General features: G+C 61.9%; 16 protein-coding genes. 13 read left to right on the forward strand and 3 right to left on the reverse strand.

Annotated elements, in window-relative coordinates; genetic code table 11:
* The first annotated feature begins 9 nt into the window (after window positions 1-9).
* Both mscK and selO read left to right on the forward strand, forming a co-directional pair.
* Window positions 10-3,360: a mechanosensitive channel MscK gene (mscK, locus tag AC3WQN_RS07880; RefSeq protein WP_103398890.1), complete on the forward strand. Its 3,351-nt coding sequence runs from the start codon at window positions 10-12 to the stop codon at window positions 3,358-3,360.
* A 48-nt stretch (window positions 3,361-3,408) separates the two neighbouring features.
* Window positions 3,409-4,872, forward strand: coding sequence for a protein adenylyltransferase SelO (gene selO, locus AC3WQN_RS07885; protein WP_103398889.1), 1,464 nt, complete (start codon window positions 3,409-3,411; stop codon window positions 4,870-4,872).
* A gap of 6 nt (window positions 4,873-4,878) precedes the next feature.
* Here the strand turns inward: selO and AC3WQN_RS07890 are convergent, their stop codons facing one another.
* Entirely contained in the window at window positions 4,879-5,280 is a 402-nt protein-coding gene (locus AC3WQN_RS07890; protein ID WP_103398888.1) for a helix-turn-helix domain-containing protein, read from the reverse strand.
* Window positions 5,277-5,573, reverse strand: coding sequence for a type II toxin-antitoxin system HigB family toxin (locus AC3WQN_RS07895; protein WP_103398887.1), 297 nt, complete (start codon window positions 5,571-5,573; stop codon window positions 5,277-5,279). The genes AC3WQN_RS07890 and AC3WQN_RS07895 overlap by 4 nt, the downstream gene beginning before the upstream one ends.
* A gap of 268 nt (window positions 5,574-5,841) precedes the next feature.
* On the opposite strand from AC3WQN_RS07895, the gene trxC reads away from it, so the two are divergent.
* Window positions 5,842-6,276, forward strand: coding sequence for a thioredoxin TrxC (gene trxC, locus AC3WQN_RS07900; protein WP_103398886.1), 435 nt, complete (start codon window positions 5,842-5,844; stop codon window positions 6,274-6,276).
* 10 nt (window positions 6,277-6,286) lie between these two features.
* On the opposite strand, the gene AC3WQN_RS07905 is transcribed toward trxC, so the two are convergent.
* Window positions 6,287-7,057 (reverse strand): ParA family protein, encoded by a 771-nt coding sequence (locus tag AC3WQN_RS07905; RefSeq protein WP_103398885.1) that lies wholly within the window; start codon window positions 7,055-7,057, stop codon window positions 6,287-6,289.
* A gap of 357 nt (window positions 7,058-7,414) precedes the next feature.
* On the opposite strand from AC3WQN_RS07905, the gene AC3WQN_RS07910 reads away from it, so the two are divergent.
* Genes AC3WQN_RS07910 through AC3WQN_RS07955 form a run of 10 tightly spaced genes read left to right on the forward strand, consistent with a single transcriptional unit; the run spans window position 7,415 to window position 15,262 of the window.
* Window positions 7,415-8,134, forward strand: a complete 720-nt coding sequence (locus tag AC3WQN_RS07910; protein ID WP_103398884.1) for a beta-ketoacyl synthase chain length factor — start codon at window positions 7,415-7,417, stop codon at window positions 8,132-8,134.
* Entirely contained in the window at window positions 8,110-8,919 is an 810-nt protein-coding gene (locus AC3WQN_RS07915; protein ID WP_103398883.1) for a lysophospholipid acyltransferase family protein, read from the forward strand. Before AC3WQN_RS07910 ends, AC3WQN_RS07915 begins: the two co-directional genes overlap by 25 nt.
* On the forward strand, window positions 8,900-9,160 hold the full coding sequence (locus AC3WQN_RS07920; protein WP_103398882.1) for a phosphopantetheine-binding protein: 261 nt from the start codon (window positions 8,900-8,902) through the stop codon (window positions 9,158-9,160). Before AC3WQN_RS07915 ends, AC3WQN_RS07920 begins: the two co-directional genes overlap by 20 nt.
* Before the next feature lie 9 nt (window positions 9,161-9,169).
* Window positions 9,170-9,424, forward strand: a complete 255-nt coding sequence (locus AC3WQN_RS07925) for an acyl carrier protein (RefSeq protein WP_095078067.1) — start codon at window positions 9,170-9,172, stop codon at window positions 9,422-9,424.
* Window positions 9,421-9,966 (forward strand): COG4648 family protein, encoded by a 546-nt coding sequence (locus tag AC3WQN_RS07930; RefSeq protein ID WP_103398881.1) that lies wholly within the window; start codon window positions 9,421-9,423, stop codon window positions 9,964-9,966. Before AC3WQN_RS07925 ends, AC3WQN_RS07930 begins: the two co-directional genes overlap by 4 nt.
* Window positions 9,963-11,642: an acyl-CoA synthetase family protein gene (locus tag AC3WQN_RS07935; RefSeq protein ID WP_103398880.1), complete on the forward strand. Its 1,680-nt coding sequence runs from the start codon at window positions 9,963-9,965 to the stop codon at window positions 11,640-11,642. Before AC3WQN_RS07930 ends, AC3WQN_RS07935 begins: the two co-directional genes overlap by 4 nt.
* Window positions 11,635-12,369 carry a glycosyltransferase family 2 protein gene (locus AC3WQN_RS07940; protein ID WP_103398879.1) on the forward strand — a complete coding sequence of 245 codons (735 nt, stop codon included), beginning with the start codon at window positions 11,635-11,637 and terminating at the stop codon, window positions 12,367-12,369. The genes AC3WQN_RS07935 and AC3WQN_RS07940 overlap by 8 nt, the downstream gene beginning before the upstream one ends.
* Complete coding sequence (locus AC3WQN_RS07945; RefSeq protein ID WP_103398878.1) at window positions 12,366-13,313, forward strand: lysophospholipid acyltransferase family protein; 948 nt, start codon at window positions 12,366-12,368, stop codon at window positions 13,311-13,313. The genes AC3WQN_RS07940 and AC3WQN_RS07945 overlap by 4 nt, the downstream gene beginning before the upstream one ends.
* On the forward strand, window positions 13,294-14,838 hold the full coding sequence (locus tag AC3WQN_RS07950) for an HAL/PAL/TAL family ammonia-lyase (RefSeq protein ID WP_103398877.1): 1,545 nt from the start codon (window positions 13,294-13,296) through the stop codon (window positions 14,836-14,838). The genes AC3WQN_RS07945 and AC3WQN_RS07950 overlap by 20 nt, the downstream gene beginning before the upstream one ends.
* Window positions 14,831-15,262: an acyl-CoA thioesterase gene (locus AC3WQN_RS07955; RefSeq protein ID WP_103398876.1), complete on the forward strand. Its 432-nt coding sequence runs from the start codon at window positions 14,831-14,833 to the stop codon at window positions 15,260-15,262. The genes AC3WQN_RS07950 and AC3WQN_RS07955 overlap by 8 nt, the downstream gene beginning before the upstream one ends.
* Window positions 15,263-15,314 lie beyond the last annotated feature (52 nt).

Genomic DNA, 15,314 nt, shown 5'->3' on the forward strand with positions numbered 1-15,314 from the left:
TCGGTCTTTATGCCAACCCTGCGCACATTCATAGCTATCGCCCTGCTGGGGCTGAGTCTCTCCGTCGGCACCCTGCAGGCGGCCGAACCACCGTCCGCCGAGGCTGTGCAAAGGAGCCTGGACAAGATTGCCGAACGCAAACTGCCCGAGGCGGATCAAAAGGCCCTGCAATTAGTGTTGCAACAGACGCTGATCCAGTTGTCCAGCCAGGCCGATAACGAGAAGCGCCTGAGCGACCTCAAGCAGCAACTGAGTACCGCCCCAAAGCAAAACATCGAGAACCAGCGCGAGCTGGAACGCCTCAAGGCCACCAAGGTGGTGCCGGTCGCCCAGCGCTACGCCAATCTGAACGTGTCGCAGCTCGAGCAAATGCTCACCGAGCGCAGCACCCAGCAAAGCGATCTACAAAAGGCCCTGGCCGAGGCCAACAGCCTGATCATCACTGCGCAAACCCGTCCCGAGCGCGCCCAGGCGGAGATCAGCAGCAGCCAGACCCGCATCCTGCAAATCAACAACATCCTCAAGGCGGGCAAGGATAACGGCAAGGCACTTTCCAACGAGCAGCGCGACCAGCTCAATGCCGAGCTCGCCGCGTTGAACGCGCTGATTCCGCTACGCCGCCAGGAACTGGCCGGGAACAGCCAACTGCAAGACCTGGGCAATACTCAGCGCGACCTGCTGATGGAACGCACCGCGCGCATGGAGCAAGAGATCCAGGACCTGCAAAACCTGATCAACCAGAAGCGCCTGGCCCAGTCTCAAGAGACCGTCACCCAGCAGTCCATCGAAGCCCAGAAAGCCGGTGGCAGTAGCTTGCTCGCCGCTGAAAGCGCCGCCAACCTGAAGCTCTCGGACTACCTGCTCAAAAGCACCGACCGCCTCAACGAACTGACCCAGAAAAACCTGCAGACCAAGCTGCTACTCGACAGCGTGACCCAGAGCGACGCCGCGCTGGATGAACAGATCAGCGTGCTCAAGGGCAGCCTGCTGCTGTCCAAGATTCTCTACAAGCAGAAGCAAAGCTTGCCGCGCCTGCGGGTCGACCGCGACCTGGCCGACCAGATTGCCGACATTCGCCTGTATCAGTTCGAGGTCAATCAACAACGCGAACTGCTCGGCAATCCCGTCGCCTATGTGAGTAACTTGCTGGCCGCTCAACCGGCCGATCAGGTCACCCCGCAACTGCGCAAGAACCTGCTGGAACTGGCGGTCACCCGTGCCGACCTGCTGGAGCGCCTGAACCGTGAACTGAGCTCACTGCTCAACGAATCCATCACCCTGCAACTCAACCAGAAGCAACTGCTCACCACGGCCCAGGATCTGCGCGCGACGCTCGATGAACAGATGTTCTGGATCCCCAGCAACAAGCCGCTGGACCTGGAATGGATGCGCAGCGTACCGGCTCGCCTGGAGAAACAGATCAACACCCTGCCATGGACCTCAAGCCTGAGCGAATTGAGTGACGGCCTGATCCAGCGACCGCTGCTGTTCACCCCGCTGGCACTGCTGATTGGTTTTCTGGTGTGGCGCCGTAAATACCTGTATGCCCGATTGAACAAGGTTCACCAGGACATCGGCCACTTCAAGCGTGACAGCCAATGGCACACGCCACAGGCGATCATGATCAACGTGTTGCTGGCGATGCCGGTTGCCCTGGGCCTGGCACTGTGCGGCCTGGCCTTGCAGATTGACGCGCGCGGGCAGAACGCCAACCTCGGGGCCGCCTTGCTGCAAGTCGCCCAGGCGTGGCTGGTGTTCTACACCGCCTACCGGATCCTCGCACCGGGCGGTGTGGCAGAGCTGCATTTCCGCTGGGAACGACCGCAGGTGGAGTTCCTGCGGCGCTGGATCCGTCGTCTCGGGATGGTGGTGTTCGCGCTGGTGGCCGTGGTGGCCGTTGCCGAATTGCAACCGGCCGCGCTCGCCGATGACGTGCTCGGCATCGCTGTCGTCCTGACCTGCTACGCCTTGATGGCCTGGCTGCTCAGCCGCCTGCTGCTCAACAGCCCGACCCACAACAACGCCTCGCTGTTCCGCAAGGCCGTCGGAGTGATGTTCACCGTGCTGCCGGTCGCCCTGTTCATTGCCGTGTGCTTTGGCTACTTCTATACCGCCCTGAAACTCAGTGACCGACTGATCAACACCCTTTACCTGCTGATGTTCTGGCTGGTCATCGAAGCCACCTTCGTGCGCGGCCTGGCGGTTGCGGCACGGCGCCTGGCCTACCAGCGCGCACTGACCAAGCGCCAGGCGGCCAAAGAAGCCGGTGACGGCGATGCGGTGGTCGAAGAGCCGACGCTGGACATCGAGAAGGTCAACGAACAATCCCTGCGCCTGATCCGCCTGGCCCTGCTCGGCGGCTTCATCGCCGCGCTGTACTGGGTCTGGGCCGACCTGATCACGGTGTTCTCGTACTTGGACAACATCACCCTCTACGAATACACCAGCGGCACCGGCGCCAACATGAGCATGATCCCGATCAGCATCGGCGACATGCTCGGCGCACTGATCATCATCGGCATTACCATGGCCCTGGCGCGCAACCTGCCGGGGCTGTTGGAAGTCCTGGTGCTGTCCAAGCTCAACCTGGCCCAGGGCAGCGCCTACGCCACGACCACCTTGCTGACCTATGTGATCGCGGGTATCGGCTTTGTCACGACCCTGTCCACCCTCGGCGTGAGCTGGGACAAGTTGCAATGGCTGGTGGCCGCGCTCTCGGTCGGCCTGGGTTTCGGCATGCAGGAAATCTTCGCCAACTTCATTTCCGGGATCATGATTCTGTTCGAGCGCCCGGTCCGGATCGGCGACACCATCACCATCGGCAACCTGTCAGGCACGGTGAGCAAGATTCGCATCCGCGCCACGACCATTACCGACTTCGACCGCAAGGACATCATTGTCCCGAACAAGACCTTCATCACCGGGCAATTGATCAACTGGTCCCTGACCGACACCGTCACCCGCGTGACGCTCAAGCTCGGGGTCGACTACGGCTCCGACCTGGACCTGGTCAAGGAACTGCTGCTCAAGGCCGCCCGGGAAAACCCGCGCGTGCTCAAGGAGCCCGAGCCACACGTGTACTTCCTGAACTTCGGCGAAAGCACCCTGGATCACGAACTGCGCGTGCACGTGCGTGACCTCGGCGACCGCAACCCGGTGCTCGACGAGATCAACCGCTTCATCAACCGCGAGTTCAAGAAGCAGCACATCAACATCTCGTTCCGGCAGATGGAGGTCTACCTCAAGAACCTTCACGGCCAGGAATACAAAATGGTGCCGATCGAGCCGGAGGCCAAGACCATCGTTCCCGTGAACGACCTCACTGTCGGGCAAAAGCCGCCGGTGGCCAAGCTCGACTAACGAACCAATCCCCAGCAGAATGCTCGGACATTCTGCTGGAGATGGCCGTTGAAAGCCCTCGACGAACTGACCTTCGATAACCGCTTCGCCCGCCTGGGCGACGCGCTCTCAACCCATGTGCTGCCCGAGCCCATTGCCGAGCCGCGCCTGGTCGTGGCCAGCCCGGCGGCCATGGCGCTGCTTGACCTGGACCCAGCCGTTGCCGAGACGCCGGTATTCGCCGAACTGTTCAGCGGCCACAAGCTATGGGCAGAAGCCGAGCCCCGGGCGATGGTCTACTCGGGGCATCAGTTCGGCGTTTACAACCCACAGTTGGGCGACGGTCGCGGACTGCTGCTGGGTGAGGTCTACAACGAAGCCGGCGAGCACTGGGACTTGCACCTCAAGGGCGCCGGGCAAACACCCTACTCGCGCATGGGCGATGGGCGCGCCGTCCTGCGCTCCTCGATTCGCGAATTCCTGGCCTCCGAGGCACTTCAAGCCTTGGGCATCCCGACCACTCGCGCCCTGTGCGTGATTGGCTCCAGCACCCCGGTCTGGCGTGAAAAGCAGGAACGGGCAGCGATGCTCCTGCGCCTGTCGCCAAGCCATGTGCGCTTCGGGCACTTCGAATACTTCTACTACACCAAGCGGCCCGAGCAGCAGAAGGCACTCGGTGAGTACGTCCTGGCGATGCACTTCCCCGAGTGCCTGGAGCAACCGGAGCCGTACCTGGCGATGTTCCGTGAAGTCGTCGAGCGCAACGCCGAACTGATCGCCAAATGGCAGGCCTATGGTTTCTGTCACGGGGTCATGAACACCGACAACATGTCGATCCTGGGCATCACCTTCGACTTCGGCCCGTTTGCCTTCCTCGATGACTTCGATGCCCACTTCATCTGCAATCACTCCGATGACCAGGGCCGCTATTCGTTCAGCAATCAGGTACCGATCGGCCAGTGGAACCTCAGCGCCCTGGCCCAGGCCCTGACCCCGTTCATCAGTGTCGAGGCCCTGCGCGAAACCCTCGGTCTGTATTTTCCGTTGTATCAGGCTCACTACCTGGACCTGATGCGCCGCCGGCTCGGCTTGACCACTGGCGAAGACGATGACCAGACACTGGTCGAGAACCTGCTGCAATTGATGCAGAACGCAGGCGTCGACTACAGCCTGTTCTTCCGCCGCCTGGGCGATCATGCCCCCGAGCTGGCGGTCACCCGGCTGCGTGATGACTTCGTCGACATCAAGGGCTTCGATGCCTGGGCCGAACGCTACTGCGCGCGCGCTGCCCGTGACGGCGACAACGATCAAGCCCGGCGTCGCATCCGCATGCACGCGGTCAACCCGCTCTACATCCTGCGCAACTACCTGGCGCAAAAGGCCATCGACGCGGCAGAAAGCGGTGACTATGCAGAGGTTCGCCGCTTGCACGCTGTGCTGAGTGATCCATTCACGGAACAGCCGGGAATGGAGCGTTACGCCGAACGCCCTCCCGAGTGGGGCAAGCACCTGGAGATCAGTTGCTCATCGTGAAGCGGCTCAGATAAAGGTCTCGACCGATACACCAAAGCGCTCGGCCAGCCAGCGGATCTGCCGCAGGTTGAGCTGGCGCTTGCCACTGAGAATTTCCGAGACCACCGACTGCGCCCCCACGCCTGGCAAGTCGCTTTGAGTCAAACCGTGCTCGTGCATCATGTAACGCAGCACATCAACACCACTGGCCACCGGCATCCGCCGGTGCTGTTGGTCGTAAGCCTCGATCCAGTCACTGAGGATATCCACCAGACTCATGAGCGGGCTGGATTCATCTTCACCGATCAGTTCCAGCAACTCATCCAGCGCCTTCACCAACACATCGTAATCCGCTTCATTTTTCGGCTTGCGCAGCAGGGGCGATACAAAGTGCCAGTGCTCGGCCGCTTGCTTGATCAGAACGCTCATCGACGATCCTCCTTCCATTTTCCCTTGTCATAGTCGCGATGATCCAGGATCTGCTTGATGTACAACCGTTGCGCCTTGTAGTGCACGACGGCAATCAGGCGCAGCTTGTTGCCACCGATATCAAACACATGCAGCGCGCCTACTTTATCGGTGGCCGGAAACTGGGCTTTCATTGCCGCGAAGTCATGCGGGCTGTTGCGCTTGATCTGTCGATACCATTGATCCAGCGCACTGGCTGACCGCGGCCATTGCTCCTTGGCCTCCCAGATTCGTTTTTCGGTAATTACTCGCATGCAACATCCTTATCGCATCTTGCTATTGAGGTTAATCACTGCCGACGATTATCGCAACTTGCTATACGCCAAGCCCGACCAGCGGCGCGACCTGCAGAGACTCATTACTGGCGTGATTTAGCGTAGAACGGGGGATGTCGGGGGCATTTGAATTTGTGTGAGTCGCTGTGACAACAGCCTCCTTAAGCCGCATCACACACCGAGGCACCTTGATAATCCACCGCAGTGGCTCCAGATTGGTTTCATTGCCCATGCCCCGGAGCTTTCCATGTCTGCCCCCCTACTCATCCCCTGCCCCCACTGCAACGGCCTCAACCGTATTCCCGGTGAGCGCCTGAGTGATAAGCCCAAGTGTGGCCGATGCAAGGCACCCGTCTTGTTGAGCAAGTCCTTTGAGTTGAGGCAGGGTGATTACTCCAGCCAGATCAAAGGCGATCTACCCTTGCTGGTGGATGTATGGGCGGACTGGTGCGGGCCCTGCAAGTCATTTGCACCGGTATTCGAGCAGGCTGCCGGGCAGTTGGTGGGCAAGTGTCGACTGGCCAAGCTCGATAGCGAGGCCAATCAGTCACTGTCAGCGCAATTGGGGATACGTTCGATCCCCAGTCTGATTCTGTTCAAGAATGGCCGGGAAGTGGCGCGCCAGAGCGGCGCCTTCCCGTTAGCGCAGTTGATGGACTGGTTGCGCGGCCAGGGAATCTGACAACGCCCTGTCAGGCATGCTCCAGCAGGTCGTGCAGGTCGACGAATTGCTGGGTCAGCTTGTGCCGGGGATCGAGATGGATCAACGGCATGTTCGCCTGATGGGATTCGCGCATCCGCACGGAACTACCCAGATACACCGGCAGTACCGGTAAACCTTCGGCAATCAGCTCGGCGAGCATCTGCTGCGGCAGGCTGGCGCGGGCCTGGAACTGGTTGACCACGATGCCTTCGACCTGCAGCGCCTCGTTGTGGTCTTCCTTCAACTCTTCGATTTCCGCTAGCAGGCCGTACAGGGCCTGGCGGGAGAAACTGTCACAGTCGAAGGGAATCAGCACGCGATCGGCAGCGATCAAGGCTGAAACCGCGTAGAAATTCAGCGCGGGCGGTGTATCGAGGTAGATCCGGTCGTAGTCTTCGGACAATTCGTCGAGCAGTTTGCGCAGCTTGTTGATCTTGTGTTTGGCCTCAAGCTTGGGCTGCAGGTCGGCCAACTCGGCGGTGGCGGTCACCACATGCAGGTTGTCGAACGGGGTTTCGTAGATGTCGACCCTATTTTTCTTTGAAAACGGCCCGGATGACAGGGTCTGCTTGAAGAAGTCGGCAATACCCATGGGAATATCGTCGCCGGTCAGTCCTGTCAGGTACTGAGTGGAGTTGGCCTGGGCATCGAGATCCACCAGCAGGGTGCGATAGCCCTCGCTGGCGCTGACCGCGGCCAGATTACAGGCAATACTGGATTTGCCCACGCCACCTTTCTGATTGAACACCACGCGCCGCATGTCAAAACCTCCGTGTATCAAAGAATGACCGAGTGTAGTAGCCGATGCCGTCGCTTAGCTACCTCGAAGTCAAGCGGACTGCGCGGTCAGCAGCAATCTCCGCAAAAAACTCACCGAGTTCTGATATTAATCAGGGAATTGACTGGCAGACACCGCCGCCAGAAACCGGAAACTGGCAGGCGCGCCTCAAGTCGAGACGCTGCACACCCGCTTGAGCAGAATGTAACCAGCATTTGCTACAAGCCAGTCACACCGGGATAATGCGCGACACTCGGCCGCAGCGCCGTTGCCAGTCAGTCGCAGGTCAAAAACGACTCACCGCGTCTAGGAAGCCCGCAGGGGCGGGATGAACACTCAGTGATCACATTCAACATCGCCCAATGGCGCGCCTGGGCTCCCGGGCTCGAGAGCGTGGACGATTGGCAAGCCTGGAGCCGACACCCGATCGTGCTTCCAGCCAGCGATGTCGCTCCCGATGTGTCCTTTCTGCCTGCCATGCAGCGTCGACGCCTCAGCCGCCTGGCCCGAATGGCCTTCAGCGTAGGCTGGCCACTGGCCGAAGGCCGTGAACAGCTGCCGCTGGTCTTTGTTTCCCGCCACGGTGAAACGCCTCGCACCTTCGAAGTCCTCAGCGAGTTGAGCCACGAACAGCCTTTGTCGCCAACCCAGTTCAGCCTCTCGGTTCATAACGCAATCATTGGCCTGTGGTCGATCATGCGCGGAGAAACCAGTGAGATGACCGCCCTGGCCGCCGCGGGTGACGGCCTGGAACACGGCATGCTGGAGGCCGCGGCGCTGCTTGAAGAGGGCGCGCCCGCCGTGTTGCTGGTCGTCACCGAGGAACAACCGCCAACCGCCTACTCGGCCTGGATCGACGACGTCCCGTTCCCCTACGCGGTCGGGCTGCTGATTACCCCCGGAAATGACTGGCAGCTGTCCCTGAACAGCACCCGGGATTCGTTGTCAAAATCCCAATGGCCCCACCCTCTGAGCCTGTTGCGAACCCTGCTCAACCAGGATGCCGCTTGCCAACATGCCTGGAAAAATCGTCTATGGACCTGGCAACGCAACCTGTGACCGAAAAAAAACGTGACGCCTACTACTGGCGCCTGCTGGCGACCGCCACCAGCTTCGCCCTGTTCGGGCTCGGTGGGCTATGCCTGCGGCTGGTTGTTTTCCCGCTGCTGAGCTGTCTGCCCGGTGATGCCCTGGAGCATCGGCAACGGGCACGTCACACCGTCAGTCGTGTGTTCTGGTTTTTTATCCGATTCATGGCCCGAACCGGCGTGCTGACCTACGATATCCAGGGTGCGGAACGGCTCGGACGTCCCGGCCAGATGATCATGGCCAATCACCCGTCGCTGATCGACGTGGTGTTCCTGATCGGGTTGGTGCGCCACGCCAATTGCGTGGTCAAGCAGAGCCTCTGGGAGAACCCCTTCACCCGTGGAGCCCTGCACCGCACCCAATACATCAGCAACGACGGCAGCATGGACATGCTCGACACTGCAGCGGACGCCCTCAAGAGTGGTCAGACACTGATCATCTTCCCTGAAGGCACCCGCACCCGACCTGGTCAACCACCAGCCTTTCATCGGGGGGGTGCGGCAATTGCCTTGCGCGGTGCGAAAATGCTCACCCCGGTGATTATCAAGGTCAGTCCGAGCACCTTGACCAAGGCCGATCCCTGGTATCGGATCCCCAAACGCCGCGTGCATTTCAGTTTCCGCGTGGGGGCCGATATAGACCCACAGGCCTACGCCACGACAGGCCCGGCTCCTCAGGCCTCACGCAAGCTCAACGATTACTTGCATCATTACTATTTGAAGGAGCTCGCCGAAGATGAGCGATCTGAACCGTGAGATAAAACAATTGATCATCGATGCCCTGGGCCTTGAAGACATCGGCGTCGACGACATCGACGACACCCAGGCGCTCTTCGGCGAAGGCCTTGGCCTGGACTCGGTGGACGCCCTGGAACTGGGCCTGGCCATTCAGAAAAAGTACGGCATCAAAATCGACGCCGACGCCAAGGACACCCGCAACCACTTCAGTAACGTGGCGAGCCTTGCGGCGTTCGTCACTGCAAAACAGGCAGCTTGAGACCGGACCATGCAAACTCGTGACGATATTTTCAACACCTTGCGCGATGCCTTGGTCGAACTCTTCGAGCTGGATCCCGCGCGCGTGAGTCTTGAGTCCAACCTGTATCAGGACCTGGAGATCGACAGCATCGATGCCGTCGACCTGATCGACCATATCAAGTGCCAGACCGGCAAGAAGATCGCGGCCGACGAGTTCAAATCGGTACGCACCGTCGGCGATGTGGTTGAAGCGGTCTACCGCCTGGTTCAACCGGCCGCATGAGCCGACTGATCGGCCTCGGCCTTCTGCTGGCGGGCTTGTTGTACCCCTTTGCGGTGTATTACGGCATGGAGCACTTTGCCCCGTGGCAGTTCGGCCTGCTGCTGGGCAGCCTGTGGCTGGTCAGGGCACTGACCGGCAAACGCCGCCCCGGGAGCCTGTGGATGGCGAGCGCGGCCGTTGTGTTTTGCCTGCTGCTGGCGCTGTTCGACAGCCCGGGATTGCTGCGCTGGTATCCCGTGCTGATCAGCGTGCTGATGTTGCTGCTGTTCGGCCTGAGCCTGAAGTACGGCCCGCCGATGGTGGAACGCCTGGCCCGCCTGCGGGAACCGCAGTTGCCACCGAAAGCGATTCGCTATACCCGACGCGTCACGCTGGCGTGGTGTGTGTTCTTTTTCTGTAACGGCTTGTGCGCAGCAGCCCTGACCCTTTGGGCGCCACTGAGTTGGTGGATGCTGTACACCGGCCTGATCTCCTATGGACTGATTGGTCTGATGTTTGCCATTGAGTGGCTCATACGACAACGGGTACGAGGCCACCCATGAACTGGATAAAGCTTGAGCACCTGCTGCTCAAGGCTCAAGCGGAACGCGCCGTTACGGCCGACCCGACACTGAACCATGGACAACTGTGCGAACAGGCCCTGAGCCTGGCGGCCGGACTGCGGGACCAGGGCGTACAGCGCATCGCCGTGCACGTTGAAGACGCCGCCGACCTGGCGATTGCATTGCTCGGCGCCTGGCGTGCCGGGGTTAGCGTGCTGCTGCCCGCTGACCTGCACGTTCCGACCCGCCAGCGCTGGGCGAGCGAAGTCGATCTGTGGCTAACCGATCAAGCCGGCGACACACACATCCGCGATTACCGGTATGCGCCACTGGCGGCTGCGGCACTGGATCTGGACCTCTGCCAACTGAGCCTGTGCACCTCGGGCTCCAGTGGCGAACCCAAACGCATCGACAAAACCCTGAGGCAACTGGCCAATGAAGTCCAGGCCCTGGAGCACCTGTGGGGTGCCGGGCTGGGCACGGCCTGCATCATTGGCAGTGTCGCCACTCAACACATCTACGGCTTGTTGTTCCGGGTACTGTGGCCCCTGTGCGCGGGGCGCCCCTTCGTGCGCAAGCAACTGGCGTTCCCGGAAGACCTGCAGCGCGCCAGTCGCGAATACCCGGCGTTTGCCTGGGTCGCCAGCCCGGCGCTGCTCAAGCGCATGGGCGACAATCTCGACTGGCCAGCCTTGAGTGCCGTGCGCCAGGTATTTTCCTCAGGCGGTGCGCTGCCTGGCGAAGCCGCACAACGCCTGCACGAGCGTTTACAACAATGGCCGACGGAAATCCTTGGTAGCTCCGAGACCGGTGGCATTGCCTGGCGCCAGGGCCGTGAGCTCTGGCAGCCCTTTGCGGCCGTCGAGCTGAGCCTGGACAGCGCCGGGGCGTTGCTCATTGCCTCGCCGTACTTGCCCCAAGGGCATATCGAACACACGGCCGACGCGGCACGCATCGCTGCGGACGGCCGTTTCGAGCTGCTGGGACGGCTGGACCGGATCGTCAAACTGGAAGAGAAACGCATCTCGTTGCCCATGCTCGAACGGGCCCTGATGGACCACCCATGGGTCGCCGAAGCACGCCTGGGGGTGGTTCAGGAGAACCGCGCCTCCCTGGGAGCGGCGCTGGTGCTGACCGAATCGGGCCTGTACGCCTTGCGCAACCAGGGACGCCGCAGCCTGACCCAGACGCTGCGCCAACACCTCAGCCAGCATTGCGAAGCCTTGGCCCTGCCACGACGCTGGCGCCTGCTCCGGCAACTGCCGTTGAACCCCCAGGGCAAACTGCCCCAGGCGGACATCGATGCCCTGTTGCTGGCTCCGCGTCCAAAGACCCCTGAAGTACTGGAACAGGTTGAAGCCGATGGGCAATGGAGCCTGCAATTATCGGTACCGCCCGATCTTGCCTACTTCAGCGGCCACTTCCCGCAAGCACCGGTACTGCCTGGCGTGGTGCAGGTGGATTGGGCGCTGAGCCTGGGTCGGCAATTGATGGACCTGCCGGAGAAGTTTGCCGGCATGGAAGTGCTGAAGTTCCAGCAACTGCTGCGGCCAGGCGATGAAGTCCAGTTGCACCTGCGCTTCGACCCGACGCGCAACAAACTGTACTTCACCTATCGTAATGAAACCGCCACCTGTTCCAGCGGGCGGATCGTGCTCGAGGCTGCAGATGCATAACCCCTGCGCCGTCATCCCGGTCTACAACCACGAAACCGCCATCGCCACCGTGGTTGATGCGCTGCTCGCCTGCCATGTGCCGTGCATTCTGGTGGATGACGCCAGCAACCCGGCCTGTGCGGCCGTGCTGGACCAGCTGGCACGACGCGACAAGGTGTTCCTGATCAGGCTCCCGGTCAATCAGGGCAAGGGCGGCGCCGTCATGACCGGCCTGCGCGAAGCATCCCGCCTGGGGTTTAGTCACGCGTTGCAGGTTGACGCCGATGGCCAGCACGACCTGCAGGATATCGACCGGTTCATCGAACACTCGCGCGCCCATCCCGAAGCGCTGATTTGCGGTTATCCGCTGTACGACGCCAGCGTGCCGAAGGGGCGCCTGTACGCTCGCTACCTGACTCACGTGATGGTCTGGATCAACACGCTGTCGTTGCAGATTCGCGACTCCATGTGCGGTTTTCGCGTCTATCCGCTGCCGCCGACCCTGGCGGTGATCGACTCGGCAAGGGTCGGCAAGCGCATGGACTTCGATTCCGACATCCTGGTGCGCCTGGCCTGGCGCAATCAACCCATGCAATGGCTGCAAACCCGGGTGCACTACCCGCTGGACGGCGTTTCGCACTTCCGGATGGTCCACGACAACCTGTTGATTACCAGCATGCACACCCGGCTGTGCATCGGTATGTTGCTGCATTGGCCGGTGATCCTCTGGCGGCGGAGGCAAGCATGAGCGGTAACATCGACCGCAAACACTGGGCCGACCGCGAGGAACGCGGTAGCTTCTGGCTGATGAAGTTCACGGCAACCGCCGCCAAAGTGCTGGGGCGACGCCTGTTGAGCCCGCTGCTGTACGGCATTGTGCTGTACTTCTTCCTGTTCGGCCGCAACGCTCGCCAGAGTGCCTGGCAGTACCAACAGCGGCTCGCTGACTGGAGCGGTCGCCGCGATTTGCGTCCCAGCCATTGGCGAGTGTTCGGTCAGTTCATGGCCTTCGCCGACTCCATGCTCGACAAGCTCGATGTGTGGAATGGCAAGCTGGGCCTGGAACAGATCGAGATCATCGACCCGGCACTGCTGCGCAATCAATTGCGCGGCAGCCGGGGGCAGATGATGGTCGGCGCACACCTGGGCAATCTCGAGGTCTGCCGGGCCCTGGCGGAGATCGGCGAAAGAGTCACCATGAACGTACTGGTGCACACCAAGCACGCCGAACGGTTCAACCGCCTGCTGGGCGAAGCCGGGGCTACCAACCTGCGGCTGATACAGGTCAGCGAGCTGGACCCACTGATCATGTTGCAGCTCCATGAGCGCCTGGAACGTGGCGAATGGCTGGCGATTGCCGGCGACCGCGTACCACTGCATGGCGGACGCCGCGTGACAGTGGACTTCCTCGGCCATCCGGCGGCATTCCCACAAGGCCCGTGGCTGCTGGCCGGGCTGCTGAAATGTCCGGTCAACCTGCTGCTGTGCCTGAAGAAACCCACGGGTGGCTATCGACTGACGCTCGAACCGTTCGCCGAAGCCGTGGCCTGGAAACGCGGCGAGCGCGAACAGGTCATTCATCAGTGGGCCTCCCGCTATGCCGAGCGGCTGGGTCACTATTGCCTCGACGCGCCCCAACAATGGTTCAACTTCTACCCTTTCTGGAAAACCGATGACGACGCCCATGCTTGAGCCGGTAACCTTCGGCGAACTTCCTTTGCGCATCGAAGACGTGCTGGCCGTGGCCAACCGCCAGGCACCTGTGCGACTGCAAGGCGACAGCGATTTTCGCGAGCGCATCGCCAAGGGCCCGCGGTTCCTCGACTCGTTGCTGGACAAGGAAGGCGTCATCTACGGCGTGACCACCGGTTACGGCGACTCCTGCGTAGTCGCGGTACCGTTGCACCACGTCGAAGCCCTGCCCCGTCATCTGTACACCTTCCACGGTTGCGGCCTGGGCCAACTGCTCGACGCCCAGGCCACCCGCGCCGTGCTCGCAGCGCGCTTGCAGTCGCTGTGCCACGGCGTATCGGGGGTGCGCGTGGAATTGCTGGAGCGCCTGCAAGCGTTCCTGGAACACGACATTCTGCCGCTGATCCCGCAAGAAGGTTCGGTGGGCGCCAGCGGTGACCTGACACCGTTGTCCTATGTGGCCGCGACCTTGTCCGGCGAACGCGACGTGCTGTTCAACGGCGAGCGCCGCCCCTCCGCGGACGTGCACCGCGAGCTCGGCTGGGAGCCACTGGTGCTGCGCCCCAAGGAAGCCCTGGCGTTGATGAACGGCACCGCGGTGATGACCGGCCTCGCCTGCCTGGCCTACGCCCGCGCCGACTACCTGCTGCAACTGGCCACCCGCATCACGGCGCTGAATGTGGTCGCCCTGCAAGGTAATCCGGAACACTTCGACGAGCGCCTGTTCGCCACCAAGCCGCACCCGGGGCAGATGCAAGTCGCCGCATGGCTGCGCAAGGACCTGGCGATCGATGCGCCAACCGCACCGCTGCACCGCCTGCAGGATCGCTACTCGCTACGCTGCGCCCCCCATGTGCTTGGCGTGCTGGCGGACAGCCTGAACTGGTTGCGTTCGTTCATCGAAATCGAGCTCAACAGCGCCAACGACAACCCGATCATCGACGCTGAAGCCGAGCGCGTGCTGCACGGCGGACACTTCTACGGTGGGCACATTGCCTTTGCCATGGACAGCCTGAAAAACCTCGTGGCCAACGTCGCCGACTTGCTCGACCGCCAGCTCGCACTGCTGGTAGACGAACGCTACAACCACGGCCTGCCGAGTAACCTGTCGGGCGCCAGCGCCGAGCGGGCGATGCTCAATCATGGCTTCAAGGCGGTGCAAATCGGCGCCAGCGCCTGGACCGCCGAGGCACTGAAAAATACGATGCCAGCCAGCGTGTTTTCGCGCTCCACCGAATGCCACAACCAGGACAAAGTGAGCATGGGCACCATCGCCGCCCGCGACGCGATCCGCGTACTGGAGCTGACCGAGCAAGTCGCCGCCGCCACCTTACTCGCGGCCAACCAGGGGGTGTGGCTGCGCGGCCAGGCACCCGGTGCCCGCCCGTTGCCGCCGGCACTGGCCGCCATGCACGAAGCACTGGCCAAAGACTTCCCGCCGGTCATTGAAGACCGCGCCCTGGAAGGCGAATTGCGCCTGTGCCTGCAACGTATCGCTGCACAACACTGGAGGCTGCATGCGTAGCAAGGGAGTGCTTCACGCCGACACGCAAATCCTCGTGCCGTTCTTCGACGTCGACAGCATGCACGTGGTCTGGCACGGCCACTACGTCAAGTACCTGGAAATGGCCCGCTGCGCCCTGCTCGACAGGCTCGGCCACAACTACAACGCCATGCATGCCTCCGGGTACGCCTGGCCGGTGATCGACCTGCAACTGCGCTATGTACGCGGCGCCGTGTTCGGCCAGACGCTCAATGTGCGCGCCAGCCTGGTGGAGTGGGAGAACCGGCTGAAGATCAACTACCTGATCAGCGACCTGGCCAGCGGTGAACGCCTGACCCGCGCCAGCTCCGTGCAGGTCGCGGTGCACATCGCCAGCCGCGAAATGCAACTGGCCTCGCCGAAGGTGCTGATCGATGCGGTTGAGAGGATGCTGCCATGCCCCTGAGCAGCCTAGTGGATCGCTACTCCGTGGCGAGGGAGCTTGCTCCCGCTCCGGC

It is taken from the genome of Pseudomonas sp. FW300-N1A1 (assembly GCF_058789115.1).

Bases quoted from the DNA above. Each gene is read 5' to 3' on its own strand.
- mscK (WP_103398890.1), top strand. From the start codon at position 10: ATGCCAACCCTGCGCACATTCATAGCTATCGCCCTGCTGGGGCTGAGT.
- AC3WQN_RS07890 (WP_103398888.1), bottom strand. From the start codon at position 5,280: ATGAGCGTTCTGATCAAGCAAGCGGCCGAGCACTGGCACTTTGTATCG.
- AC3WQN_RS07895 (WP_103398887.1), bottom strand. From the start codon at position 5,573: ATGCGAGTAATTACCGAAAAACGAATCTGGGAGGCCAAGGAGCAATGG.
- trxC (WP_103398886.1), top strand. From the start codon at position 5,842: ATGTCTGCCCCCCTACTCATCCCCTGCCCCCACTGCAACGGCCTCAAC.
- AC3WQN_RS07905 (WP_103398885.1), bottom strand. From the start codon at position 7,057: ATGCGGCGCGTGGTGTTCAATCAGAAAGGTGGCGTGGGCAAATCCAGT.
- AC3WQN_RS07915 (WP_103398883.1), top strand. From the start codon at position 8,110: ATGGACCTGGCAACGCAACCTGTGACCGAAAAAAAACGTGACGCCTAC.
- AC3WQN_RS07920 (WP_103398882.1), top strand. From the start codon at position 8,900: ATGAGCGATCTGAACCGTGAGATAAAACAATTGATCATCGATGCCCTG.
- AC3WQN_RS07925 (WP_095078067.1), top strand. From the start codon at position 9,170: ATGCAAACTCGTGACGATATTTTCAACACCTTGCGCGATGCCTTGGTC.
- AC3WQN_RS07930 (WP_103398881.1), top strand. From the start codon at position 9,421: ATGAGCCGACTGATCGGCCTCGGCCTTCTGCTGGCGGGCTTGTTGTAC.
- AC3WQN_RS07935 (WP_103398880.1), top strand. From the start codon at position 9,963: ATGAACTGGATAAAGCTTGAGCACCTGCTGCTCAAGGCTCAAGCGGAA.
- AC3WQN_RS07940 (WP_103398879.1), top strand. From the start codon at position 11,635: ATGCATAACCCCTGCGCCGTCATCCCGGTCTACAACCACGAAACCGCC.
- AC3WQN_RS07945 (WP_103398878.1), top strand. From the start codon at position 12,366: ATGAGCGGTAACATCGACCGCAAACACTGGGCCGACCGCGAGGAACGC.
- AC3WQN_RS07950 (WP_103398877.1), top strand. From the start codon at position 13,294: ATGACGACGCCCATGCTTGAGCCGGTAACCTTCGGCGAACTTCCTTTG.
- AC3WQN_RS07955 (WP_103398876.1), top strand. From the start codon at position 14,831: ATGCGTAGCAAGGGAGTGCTTCACGCCGACACGCAAATCCTCGTGCCG.